Annotated in this window: 12 protein-coding genes and 1 tRNA gene; 3 read left to right on the top strand and 10 right to left on the bottom strand. The window is 64.2% G+C overall.

What is annotated here, in order from left to right; translation table 11 throughout:
• Positions 1-6 precede the first annotated feature (6 nt).
• From ACFPPA_RS10290 to ACFPPA_RS10280, 3 genes are all read left to right on the top strand, one after another.
• On the top strand, positions 7-2,346 hold the full coding sequence (locus ACFPPA_RS10290; protein ID WP_377319677.1) for an MtrB/PioB family decaheme-associated outer membrane protein: 2,340 nt from the start codon (positions 7-9) through the stop codon (positions 2,344-2,346).
• 172 nt (positions 2,347-2,518) lie between these two features.
• Positions 2,519-3,628, top strand: coding sequence for a hypothetical protein (locus ACFPPA_RS10285; RefSeq protein WP_377319676.1), 1,110 nt, complete (start codon positions 2,519-2,521; stop codon positions 3,626-3,628).
• A 267-nt stretch (positions 3,629-3,895) separates the two neighbouring features.
• Entirely contained in the window at positions 3,896-4,318 is a 423-nt protein-coding gene (locus ACFPPA_RS10280; RefSeq protein WP_377319675.1) for a c-type cytochrome domain-containing protein, read from the top strand.
• A 146-nt stretch (positions 4,319-4,464) separates the two neighbouring features.
• Here the strand turns inward: ACFPPA_RS10280 and ACFPPA_RS10275 are convergent.
• The 10 genes from ACFPPA_RS10275 to ACFPPA_RS10230 all read right to left on the bottom strand — a co-directional run bounded on the left by ACFPPA_RS10275 (position 4,465) and on the right by ACFPPA_RS10230 (position 11,870).
• Positions 4,465-4,550 (bottom strand) — tRNA-Leu (locus ACFPPA_RS10275).
• A gap of 25 nt (positions 4,551-4,575) precedes the next feature.
• Positions 4,576-5,157: a cysteine dioxygenase family protein gene (locus tag ACFPPA_RS10270; RefSeq protein ID WP_377319674.1), complete on the bottom strand. Its 582-nt coding sequence runs from the start codon at positions 5,155-5,157 to the stop codon at positions 4,576-4,578.
• Positions 5,158-5,205: 48 nt separating this feature from the next.
• Positions 5,206-6,333, bottom strand: a complete 1,128-nt coding sequence (metX, locus tag ACFPPA_RS10265) for a homoserine O-acetyltransferase MetX (RefSeq protein ID WP_377319673.1) — start codon at positions 6,331-6,333, stop codon at positions 5,206-5,208.
• Positions 6,333-7,385, bottom strand: coding sequence for a tetratricopeptide repeat protein (locus ACFPPA_RS10260; protein WP_465269302.1), 1,053 nt, complete (start codon positions 7,383-7,385; stop codon positions 6,333-6,335). Before ACFPPA_RS10260 ends, metX begins: the two co-directional genes overlap by 1 nt.
• A complete protein-coding gene (locus ACFPPA_RS10255) occupies positions 7,382-7,795 on the bottom strand; it encodes a cytochrome c-type biogenesis protein (protein WP_377320675.1) in 414 nt (137 codons plus the stop codon). Before ACFPPA_RS10255 ends, ACFPPA_RS10260 begins: the two co-directional genes overlap by 4 nt.
• 86 nt (positions 7,796-7,881) lie before the next feature.
• Positions 7,882-8,424, bottom strand: a complete 543-nt coding sequence (locus ACFPPA_RS10250; protein WP_377319671.1) for a DsbE family thiol:disulfide interchange protein — start codon at positions 8,422-8,424, stop codon at positions 7,882-7,884.
• Positions 8,421-10,394 (bottom strand): heme lyase CcmF/NrfE family subunit, encoded by a 1,974-nt coding sequence (locus ACFPPA_RS10245; RefSeq protein WP_377319670.1) that lies wholly within the window; start codon positions 10,392-10,394, stop codon positions 8,421-8,423. The genes ACFPPA_RS10250 and ACFPPA_RS10245 overlap by 4 nt, the downstream gene beginning before the upstream one ends.
• Positions 10,391-10,861, bottom strand: a complete 471-nt coding sequence (gene ccmE, locus ACFPPA_RS10240) for a cytochrome c maturation protein CcmE (protein WP_377319669.1) — start codon at positions 10,859-10,861, stop codon at positions 10,391-10,393. The genes ACFPPA_RS10245 and ccmE overlap by 4 nt, the downstream gene beginning before the upstream one ends.
• 23 nt (positions 10,862-10,884) lie before the next feature.
• Positions 10,885-11,115 (bottom strand): heme exporter protein CcmD, encoded by a 231-nt coding sequence (ccmD, locus tag ACFPPA_RS10235; RefSeq protein ID WP_377319668.1) that lies wholly within the window; start codon positions 11,113-11,115, stop codon positions 10,885-10,887.
• A complete protein-coding gene (locus ACFPPA_RS10230) occupies positions 11,112-11,870 on the bottom strand; it encodes a heme ABC transporter permease (RefSeq protein ID WP_377319667.1) in 759 nt (252 codons plus the stop codon). The genes ccmD and ACFPPA_RS10230 overlap by 4 nt, the downstream gene beginning before the upstream one ends.
• Positions 11,871-11,877 lie beyond the last annotated feature (7 nt).

The raw sequence follows: 11,877 nt of genomic DNA, 5'->3' as shown, positions 1-11,877 counted from the left end.
CGTGATATGAAATCCGTGAATGGAGTGCTGTCCGTCAAGTCACTGGTGCTGGCGATATTCGCGGCGCTGCCGCTGGTCGCCTTCGCCCAGGCCGAGGATGACGTGACCATCCTGACCAAACCCACCAACTTCGTCGAGGTTGGCCTCGGCTACACCGACACCGCTTCGGCCCAGTTTGGCCAGTACAACGGACTGGACAGGTCCGGCATCTATGTACTCGGCAACCTGAGTCTGCGCGGCGGCGATGCCTACGGCCAGGGATCGGGCACGAACCTCTGGGCGATCACGGCCACCGATCTGGGGACCACTTCCCGGTCGCTCGATGCCAGCGTCAGGAACCAGGGGAAATGGATGCTGGGTGTCAGCTTCGATCAGTTGCGCCACAACATCACGGACGACTATGAGACCCCGCTGCAGGGGTCCATGGGGGGAAATTCGTTCACGATGCCGCAGGGATTCGGCGTGGTGAGCACCGCTCGACCCGCAGTGGCTGGCCCGTACGGGACGCAGGTGCTCACCCCGGATCAGCAGGCGTACTTCCACCGGGTGAAGGTGCACAGCAACCGGGACAACTCGGGGTTCACCTTCGGCTACAACTTCAACGAGCAGTGGGATGCGCAGTTCAGCTGGAACCACATCGAACAGTCGGGTGCCAAGCTGATCTCTTCCGGTACCGACAAGAACAGTGCCTCGGCCGGCTTCTCGCTCGCCGGATATTCGCTGGGCGGTGAAGCAATCCAGATGATCATGAATCCGACGGATTACACCACGGACAACATCAATCTGGCGATGAACTGGGTGGGGACGAAGGCGTTCTTCACGGCCGGCTACTTCGGTTCGCGTTTTCGCGACAGCTACGACATGGTCAGCTTCCCCAATCCCTATACCGGCACCAATGTGGCGAACGGCACGCCGGGCGGGGCCTATGCGATTGACGCGCTCAGTACGCCGCCGGGAAACAATTTCAACCAGGCGAACTTCAGTGGAGGCTACAACCTGACCCCGAGGACGAAGCTGGTCGCCGGCTATTCCTATGGCCGCAACACCCAGAACGTCGGTTACGTCAATCAGGATCAGATGCAACCGGGCGGGCTGCCTGTCAATTCCCTCGACGGCAAGGTGATCATCACCCATGCCGATGCGAAACTCACCAGCAGGGCAACCAGGGACCTCACCCTGTCGGCCGGGGTGAACTACAACAAGCGCGACAACCAGACGCCGTCCTATACCTACGAGTTCCTCAACCTGGGTGGCGACCCGCAGACGTCGGTCAACATCCCGTTGAGCTACAGCAAGACCCAGGGGACGCTCGCGGCGGATTACCGGATCAGCAGCAGGCAGCACCTCCACGCGGGCTATGAGTACGAAAGGACCAGGCGCTGGTGCAACAACGCTCTGGCCAACCAGGCCCAGGGCGAGCTGTCGCCGACCAATCTCGGGTACTACACGACGGCCTCCTGCGTGCAGGTTCCGAAAAACGAGGAGAACAAATTCGTCCTCAACTACCGCCTGACAGCCAGTGACGAGGTGAGTCTCAATGCGGGGTATGCCTATAGCGACCGCAACGCCACGGTAAACAGCTCCTTCTACAACCCCATGCAGGGCAACGAGGAAGGCTTCGAGAACTATGGATACCGCGCCTACTTCGATGCCTCGCGCACGGAGAATCTGTTCAAGGCAGGCATCAACTGGCAGGCCACGGAAAAGCTGAGCTTCAGTGCGGACGGTCGCGGCACCTACGACGACTACAACGATTCCCCGCTGGGCGTGCAGCGTGGCCACTCGACAAGCTTCAACCTGGATGCCTCATACGTATTCTCCGAGAAGGCCATTGCCTCGATATACGCCAGCTCGCAACGGCGTACGCGGGCATTGCTAAGCGCCAATGGACGCAATGCAGTGGCTCCGCTCCCGAATACATGGACAAACGACCTGACGGACAAGGGCAACATCTACGGCATCACGGCGAAGCGGAGCGGACTGATGGCCGGGAAGCTGCAGCTGGTTGCGGATGTCGCCTATTCGCTGGACAAGACGCGCTATTCCACCGCACTCAATTATGTCGCTGCATCGTGCACCACCCCCGGCAATGCCGGATACAGCTGCGGGTCCACACCGGATATCCGCAGCGCGCTGACCCGGGTGAAACTCATCGCCAATTACGAGCTCGACAGGAAGAGCGCGATCACCTTCGGCTACATCTACGAGAAGCTCGATTCCAACGATTATTACTACAACTACTACCAGCTCGGCTATACCGGCACCACGACGATGCCGACCAATCAGCTGAGCCCGAGTTACACCGAGAATGTCGTATTCGTGGCCTATCGCTACAGCTTCCTGTAGCGCGTATCACGGTCGCCGTCCGGCGCTTCCTGGGTAACGCCTGATTCCAGCCCGCTCCCATGCCGGTGGGACGCTGTCGGGGAATCGATGATTCACCCGGCAGAGTTCGTGGTCCTGCCGGGCAGGGATGCGAAGGGCGATTTATTTGCAGAAGCATTCGAGGAAGCTGGCAATGAGCAATAACGAAGTGCCGGGGCAACAAAGACTGGCGGCCAGAATCTCCGCCCTGGTCATCGGTGCCCTGACGATATTCGCGCCCTGGTACATCAGCGGGCCCCTGGCCACATTGAATCGCGGCATCTTCTGGACCTACATCATCACCGGCGTGCTCATGGTGACGGTTGCCGTCGTCGCCCTGATCTGGCGCCGTGCCTTCTGGCCGGCGTGGGGATTCTTCCTGCTCACGGTGTGGATCATCCTCGCCCCCGACGCCCTGAGCTCGGCGGCAAAGGACGTATCCCTCATGCACTTCATCCTCGGTGCGGCTGGCATTGTCGTCTCCATCTTCTGGATACGGCGGATGTTCGGGCGCATTCCGCGGGATCGACCAGTGGTGAAAGGGCGAACCTTCCGCGACTGCTCGAGCAGCGAGCGCACGCTGTATGGCCTGGTGATCTGCGTTCTCGGCCTGGGCTACTGCATGGCGCTGGGTTATCTGTATCTGACCCACGCCGGCCTCAACGGCAAGCCCGGGATTTCCGTGCAGGATATCGCCATCACGTATTACGGCAATCGAAGCGGTACCCGACTGGAGCTGATGCTGCGTGGCCAGATGCGGGACAAGATCAGCCCCGATGAAATGGATCGGGTGGTGGCCTGGCTGAAATCCGGTTCGACCGAAGACGAATATGACGAGACGATCTATCCGATCATCATGAAGGATTGCGCGAGCTGCCACAGCCCGAAATCCGGCAAGAATCTGAAGGATTACACGACCTACGAAGGCATCATCCCGGTGGCGACGGTCGACCATGGCATGTCGATCGAGACCCTGGTGAAACTGTCCCATATCCACCTGTTCGGCATTGGCCTGGTGACTTTTGTCTTGGGGTTCGTCTTCTGTTTTTCGATGCTGCCGGCCTGGTTCAAGAATGTCGTCATCGTCGCGCCTTTCTTCGCGATGGTGATCGATATTGCCACGTGGTATCTGACCAAGTGGGATCCGGTGTTTGCCTACACCGTGGTGGTTTCCGGCTTGATTCTGGGAAGTGCCTGGGGCATCCAGATATTCGTTTCGCTCTACCAGATCATTTTCCTCCCCGCCGCAGAAAAGAAGGCCTGACTCGACGAACGAACTTGCGGGTTCGGATGGATGGATGCGCAGGCGAGCCATGAGGCGGTGAGCAGATTTTCACCACGTGCCCCGCCTGGCAGCGGGCGGATGGTGGGCCGGAGTGGCTCGATCCGGCGAGGGTTACCAGGAAGCCGGTCGTTCCCCGCAATGGGGGCGCCCGGCGTGCCACGGATGGCTGCTTTCCGGATATGGATTCCCGCGCTGTTCGTGGCTCGGGCGTTCCCGATTTCCTTGGCGACACGTCAGGAGGCAACCATGTCTTCCAGAAAGTCCGTCTACGCGATGCCACTGGCCGTGTTGCTGCTTGCCGGCTGCGGCCAGCGCGCGGTCAGCTACAGTCGCGACATAAATCCGATATTCCAGGACAACTGTTCTGTTTGCCACAGCCCGGGAGGGGCGGGTTTCGAACAGAGCGGTTTCAGCGTGGCGACGTACGAAGATGTCATGAAGGGCACCAGGTATGGCCCCGTCGTCAAACCCGGAAGCAGCGTGGGCAGCACGCTGGTCAGGCTGGTGAGGCACCAGGCCGACAGGACGATCAACATGCCGAAGAATTACACGATCGACCTGACCCGGCACGACAATATCGTTCTGCCGGGGGTTGATGCGCGCCAGCTGCCTTCGCGGGACGTGGACCTGATCGCGGCATGGGTCGATCAGGGCGCCAAGAACAATTGAGCCGGCTTGCGCCGTGCCATCTCCGCATGCTTGCCGGATGAGCCCGGCGGGGATCTGCCGGCCATGCTCCAGGCATGAAAAAGCCCGCAGTCATGCGGGCTTTGGGTGTTTCATGGGTCTAGCTGATACTGCCTGAAAACCTCACTTGGTACCGGTGATAGGACTCGAACCTACACGACATCGCTGCCAGCGGATTTTGAGTCCGCCGCGTCTACCATTCCGCCACACCGGCATGTGAGCGATGCATTATGCCGGGTTCAGTGCACGCGGTCGAGTCCCAGCTGGCGCACGTCGCGCCCGTACCAGCGATCCTCCGGCAGCGGCTGGAACACCGAGCAGCGCATCATCGGGCCGGAGTAGATGTGCAGGCTGACGGTGATGGCGTCGTCGCTGGGGTTGCGGATGCTGTGGTATTCGTGCGGCGGGATCAGGCTGCCGGCCGAGCCGGCGCCTGCCTGGATCGAGCCCACCGCCTGGAAGCAGTAGCGCTGGGCGTCGTGTTCCACCAGCTCGTACTGCACGATTTCCAGTGCGCCGTTCCAGACGCCCTCGACGCACCACATGCCGTCGTGATCGTGGATCGGTGTGCCCTGGCCCGGACCCCAGGTCATCGCCACCACGCAATAGCCGTGTTCCTCGCTGCGATACAGCTCGCGGCGGGCGTAGTGCTCGGCGTTGGCTTCGAACACGCAATCGGGCAGGGTCACCGCCTTGTCGCGGATCAGCCGACACAGGCTGTTGCGCAGGCTGTCGGTGAGCTCGTGCATGTCGGGCTTGGCCACGGCCGCGTCGATGGCGTCGATCAGCGTACGGCTGCCGGGGAAATCCAGGGTAAGCATGATGTTCTCGGGTGGTGCGCGAAGCGGATCATCTTAACAGCGTCGCGATCAGGTCATGGCCAGCCGGCTCAGGAAGCCGCCGATGGCCGGGCTGTAGTGCTCGATGTCGACCAGGAACGCGTCGTGGCCCTGGGGCGAGTCAAGGGCCACGAATTCGACGCGCGCACCGGCGGCTTCCAGGCCTTCGGCGATCTGTTCCTGTTGCTGCAGCGGGAACAGGATATCGGTGCTGACGCCGATCACCATCGCCTGCTCGATGTGGATCCGCTTGAGTCCTTCCAGCACGCTGCCGTTGCCGTACTCGGCGATGTCGAACCAGTCGCTGGCGCGCGACAGGTACAGGTAGCTGTTCGGGTCGAAATTGCGCACGAAGCGCTGGGCATGGCCTTCGAGATAGGACTCGACCTGGAACTCGCGTCCGAACGGCTCGTCTTCGCGCTGCTCCGGATCGAGCCGGATGCGCGCGAAGCGGCCGTTCCATTCCATCGCCGAACGGTAGGTGATCACGCCCAGCTTGCGCGCGATGCTCATGCCCATGTCCGGGTAGGTTCCACCCGTCGTCGCATGGATGTCGTAGTTGCCATCGTTCCACTGGGGATCGAGCCGGATCGCCTCGCGTTGCAGCGAGCGGATCGCGATCGCGAACGGCTGCGCCTGAGGGGCGGTATCGACGCTGATGTGTGCCCGCACGCTGTGCGGGTGCAGCACCATGTACGCCAGTGCGCTCATGCCGCCCATCGAGCAGCCGATCAGGCAGGCCAGTTGCTGGATGCCGAGGCTGCCGACGGCTGCATGCGCCGCATTGGCCACATCTTCGAGCGCGAGCTGGGGAAAGCTCAATCGGTAGGGTTCGCCGGTGGCCGGGTCGACCGAGGCCGGGCAGGTGGAGCCCTTGTCGCTGCCCAGCGAGTTCACGCAGATCACGAACCAGCGTGAGGTGTCGATCGCCCTGCCGGGGCCGACCATCGCCTCCCACCAGCCGGGGCTGGGATCGGCTTCGCAGGAGGCCATGTGCGCGCTGGGCGACAGCCCGGTCAGCACCAGCACGGCATTGTCGCGGGCGTCGTTCAGGCGGCCCCAGGTCTCGTAGGCCACATGCGCGCCATGCAGCTCGCCGCCGCGCTTCATCGCGAACGGCGAGGGCAGGCTGAAGTAGCGCCGCGCGTCGTGCTCCATCAGTGCACCTTGTCGATCAGGATCTCGACTGGTGTCTTTCGGGTCACGTCGACGATGCCGGCATTGCCTTCCAGGTCGCCCGGCTGGGCAATCGGCTGGCCGCTGTGGCTGATGCGGGCACCCACGAAGACCTGCGCCACCGACGACAGCGTGCGTGTCGGCGTCATCGCCATCGCATCGGTCAGGGTCACCTCGGCCGGCAGCTGGCTGGCCTGGAGTCTGGCCACCGCCAGGGGCATCGGCGGACCGCTCACCGGACGGGCGTAGATGAACAACGTATCCCCGGGCGCGAGTTTCGCTTTCAGGTCGGATGCCAGTGACACCTGCACCTGCAGGGCGGCTTCCGTCGCCGTCGCCGCGACGGCGCCGGAAGCCGCCTCCGCTGGCGCGCCGCCGGCACGGGCATCGGCCTGGCTGATCTGCTCGGCGACCGCCTTGGCCACCTCCGAGCCGGGTTCGAGCTGTGGAGCCAGCAGGCGCCAGGTGGCAGCCGCTCCGGCGTAGTTGCCCTGCTGGAACTCGCTGGTGCCCAGCAGCCACAGGCCGCGCTGGCTGTCGGGTTGCAACTGCACGGCATGCTTGAGCAGCGCCACGGCGCGATCCCCGATGACATGGTCGCCTTGCAGCATCGCATCGGCCTCGGCCCAGCCGACCATGGCGTCGGCATTGTTGGGATCGAGCTTCAGGATGTGGTCGTACGCATCGCGGGCATCGGCGGTGTTATGCAGCATCGCGCTGGTCTGCGCCAGCAGGGTCCAGGCCTGCAGGTCATCGGGCTTTTCCACGAGATGTGCGCGCAGCTGGGCAACCGCCTGTTGCATGGTCAGCGGCATGCCGGCCTGGGGCGCGACCCCGTTGATCGCCACCGGTGTGCCTATCTTCAGATACAGCCAGCCCGTTGCCAGCGGCAGCACGAGAGCGATCGCCAGGGTCAGCACGAATACACCACGCGAGCGGCCGCTGCGACGCCCCTGACGGACCAGCGGCAGCAACAAGGCTGCCAGCGCCACCGCGATCATCGCTGCGGCGATTGCATAAAAGAGCATTTTCACCAGTCGTCCCCGTTTCCGGTCTGTGCTTCGGTGGTTGTGTCATCGCCGCGGTTGCGTCTGCGGATGGCCATCACCACCACGGCGGCACCGCCGAGCAGTATCAACAGTGGCCCGAACCACAGCAGCCAGGTGCTGGGCTGCAACGGCGGGTCGTACAGCACGTAGTCGGAATAGCGGGCGACCAGATACTGCTTGATCTGTTCGTCGCTCTTGCCCTGCTGCATCAGCTGGAAGATCTGGTTGCGCAGGTCGCGTGCGATGGGCGCGTTGGAATCGGCCAGCGTCTCGTTCTGGCACATCGGGCAGCGCAGTTGCCGGGTCAACTGCTGGAAGCGCAGCTCCTGGGCGTGGCTGGCGAACGGCATGGGCTCGATCGCCTGCGCATGGGCGAGGCCGGCCAATGCCAGCATCGTCAGGAACAGCAGCCGCAGCAGCGCCACCGGTGCGCGAAAGTGCTTCGGCCGGGAGTCACGCTCCCGCCCGGGGACAGGCCGCATCATGGGGCCTCCTTCAGCATCGAGGCGATCGCCGGCTTCAGTTCGTTGGCGACCACTTCGGGTGTCAGCGGGCCGATGTGCTTGTAGCGGATCACGCCCCTGGCGTCGATCAGGAAACTCTCCGGTGCACCGTACACGCCGAAGTCGATCGCGGTACGGCCGGATTCGTCGGCGATCAGCAACTGGTACGGATTGCCATGTTCAGCGAGCCAGCGCTTGGCATCCGCCGGCGCGTCCTTGTAGTTGTAGCCGACCAGCAGCACGCCGAGCGTCGGGCCTTCCGCTTCCAGCACCGGATGCTCCACGCCGCACTCGATGCACCAGCTGGCGAACACGTTGAGCAGATAGGGTTTGCCCAGCAGGTCGGCCTTGCTGACGCTGGTCTCGGGCTCGTACAGCTTCGGCAGGTTGAAGGCCGGTGCCGCCTTGTCGATCAGCGGCGACGGGATCGCGGTCTGATCGTGCTGGCTGTTCCACCAGATGCCGAAGCCGAACAGCGCCACCAGCAGCAGGAAACCGAAGAGCGGCATCAGACGACTCATGCGCGCGATTCCTGCGCCAGCAAATCACCGCCATTCGCCACTTCGGCCACGCGCTTGACTCGGAAGCGCCGGTCGGTGGCGCAGACGAATCCACCCAGCATCATCAGCAGGCCGCCGCCCCAGATCCAGCGGATGAACGGCTTGTAGTAAAGCCGAAGCGACCACGCGCCATGGATGTTGCCGGCATCCATCGGTTCGCCCAGCGCCACATACAGGTCGCGGGTGAAACCGGCGTCCACCGCGGACTCGGTCTGCACCCGGTCGCCGGCGTAGGTGCGCTTCTGCGGGCGCATGGTGGTGACCGGATCGCCGTTGCGGGTGACCGTGATCACGCCCTGGTCGGCGTGCCAGTTCGGGCCCGTGGTGCGCTGCACGCTGTCGAAGCGAAGGTCATAGCCGCCGATGTCGTGGCTCTGCCCGGGAATCATCCGCACGTCGCTGCTCACGCTGAGCGATTCGGACAGCAGCACCCCGGCCACGAATACCGCCATGCCGAAGTGGGCCAGCAACATGCCGGCCATCTCGGCCGGATAGCGGCGGCCACGGGGAGCCTCGCGCCAGCGCTTGTAGGTGTAAAGCAGCACGCCCACGGCGATCCAGGCCGCGGCAGCGACGCCGACGATGGCCTTGACCTGGCCATGCACGAAGAACGCCGCGATGATCGCGCAGGCCACTGCCGCGATCAGCACGCGCAACAGCAGGCTCTTCACGGCCGCGGTATCGCCCTGGCCCCAGCGCAGGAACGGCCCGAACGGCATAAGCAGGACCACCGGCAGCATCAGCAGCGGAAACAGGAAGCCGAAATAGGGCGGGCCGACCGAGATCCGGCCCAGGTTCAGCGCGTCGCCGATCAGCGGGAACAGTGTGCCCAGCAGCACCATCGCCGCGGCCACCGTGAACATCAGGTTGCCGATCAGCAGCAGGGTTTCGCGCGACAGCAACCGGAACGACTTGCCGCCGGCGACCTTGGGCGCGCGCAGCGCGTACAACACCAGCGAGCCGCCCACCACGATGGTCAGGAAAGCCAGGATGAAGATGCCGCGGCGCGGGTCGGAGGCGAATGCATGCACCGAGGTAAGCACGCCCGAGCGCACCAGGAAGGTACCCAGCAGGCTCAGCGAAAACGCGAAGATCGACAGCAGGATCGTCCAGGCGCGCAGCGACCCCCGTTTTTCGGTGACGGCCTGCGCATGGATCAGCGCCAGGCCGACCAGCCAGGGCATGAAACTGGCATTCTCGACCGGGTCCCAGAACCACCAGCCACCCCAGCCGAGCTCGGCATAGGCCCACCAGCTGCCGGCCACGATGCCGAGGGTGAGGAAGCCCCAGGCCACATTGGTCCATGGCCGCGCCCAGCGCACCCAGGCCTGCTCCAGCTCGCCGCCGAGCAGGGCGGCAATCGAGAACGCGAACGCCACCGAGAAGCCGACGTAGCCCGTGTACAGCACCGGCGGGTGGAAGGTCATGCCCGGATCCTGCAGCACCGGATTCAGGTCGGCACCGTCGCCCGGCATCGGCAACAGCCGTCCGAACGGATCGGAGGTGAAGATGATGAAGGCCAGGAAGCCCACCGCGACGAGCCCCATCACGGCCAGTACCCGCGAGGCGAACACCTCGGGCAGCTTCTGGCTGAACGCGGCCAGCGTCACCGTCCAGACATTGAGGATCAGGATCCACAGCAGCAGCGAACCCTCGTGCGCGCCCCACACCGCGGCGATGCGGTAGTACCACGGCAGCGCCAGGTTGGAGTTGTCGGCCACGTACTGCACCGAGAAGTCGAAGTGCAGGAACGCCCACACCAGGATGCCGAACGCGATCGCCACGAACACCGCCTGGCCCGCCGCGGCGGGGCGCGCCACGGCCATCAGCGCGCGGTTGCCGCGCCAGGCGCCGATCAGCGGCAGGACACCCTGGGCCAGTGCCAGCAGCAGGGCGAGGATCAGCGCGAGCTGGCCGAGTTCGGGGGTCATGGCATCTTGTCCTGCGCGGCGGCCGCGTCCTTGATCTTCTTCTCGGCATGCGCCTTGGCCATGGCGTCCTTCAGCTCTTTCGGCATGTAGGTCTCGTCGTGCTTGGCCAGCACTTCGGTGGCGACGAAGCGGGCGCCGTCCATGTGGCCGGTGGCGATCACCGACTGGTTGTCGCGGAACAGGTCGGGCAGGATGCCGGTGTACTCCACCGGCATCGCGCCGCCCGCATCGACCACCGTGAAGGTGACCTTGAGCGAATCGCTGCCGCGCTGGATCGAGCCGGCCTTGACCATGCCGCCGAGGCGGAACGTCCGGTGGCCGTCGGCCTGCCCGGACTGCACCTGGCTCGGGGTGAACAGGTAGTTCATGTTCTGCTGCAGCGCATACACACCCAGGCCGCCCGCGGTGGCAGCGGCAAGGATGACCAGGATCACGATGATGAGCCGGCGTTTACGGGTGGGATTCATGGGCATTGCGCTGGACCATTCCCTCAAGGGGACGCGGAAGTGAATGTGGGGTTGTCGTCGGGATGATCCGCTCGCGACCGCTCCTGCCGGCTGACCTGTCGCGCCATGCGTACACGAAGGTCGCGCAGCACGCGGCGGCGGCGCAGCGAGGGGGCGACGGTGTCGGCGATCAGCACGATGAAGAACACCGCGTAGGCCGGCCAGACGTAGAGGGCGTAACCGCCCATGGCCAGGAAAGCATGCAGTGCGCTCATTTCCGGGCCTCGTCTTCGGCGATCTGGCGCACCCAGTCCTTGCCGCCTTCCAGCGCCAGCAGGTCGGTGCGCGCGCGGTGGAACAGGCTGGCGACATAGTAGAACTTGGTTGCCAGCGTCATCGCCAGCAGCGGCCACAACATGTCCCAGGCGATCTTCGAGGGGCCGAACAGCTTGACGGTGCTGCCCTGGTGCAGGGTATTCCACCAGTTGACCGAGAAATGCACGATCGGCACGTTGATGATGCCGATCAACGCCAGGAAGGCCGCGGCACGGGCGCCCTGGCGGCGATCCTCGAACGCGTGGTACAGCCCGATCACGCCCAGGTAGAGGAACAGCAGCACCAGCTCGGAGGTCAGCCGGGCATCCCAGGTCCACCAGGTGCCCCACATCGGCTTGCCCCACAGCGAACCGGTGACCAGGGTGATGAAGGTGAACGCCGCCCCGATCGGTGCGGACTCCATCGCCACCACTTCGGCCAGCTTGATCCGCCACACCAGCGCGATCAGCGAGGACACGCCCATCACGCCATAGACGAACATGCTCATCCAGGCGCAGGGCACATGGATGAAGATGATCCGATAGGCGTCACCCTGCTGGTAGTCGGCCGGCGCCAGCACCAGTCCGCCGTACAGCGCGATGACTCCGAACAGCACCGCCAGGGCCATGGCCCACGGGCGCAGCGTACCGGCGAAACGGTAGAACGTCGGCGGCGAGGAGAGCTTGTGCAGCCAGAGCGGGATCCAGTTAGACATGATGGGT

The organism is Rhodanobacter ginsengisoli (assembly GCF_042657065.1).
GTDB lineage: Bacteria > Pseudomonadota > Gammaproteobacteria > Xanthomonadales > Rhodanobacteraceae > Rhodanobacter > Rhodanobacter ginsengisoli.
The sequence above is the reverse complement of the archived record's forward strand: the minus strand, read 5'-3'. Positions and strand labels throughout refer to the sequence as shown.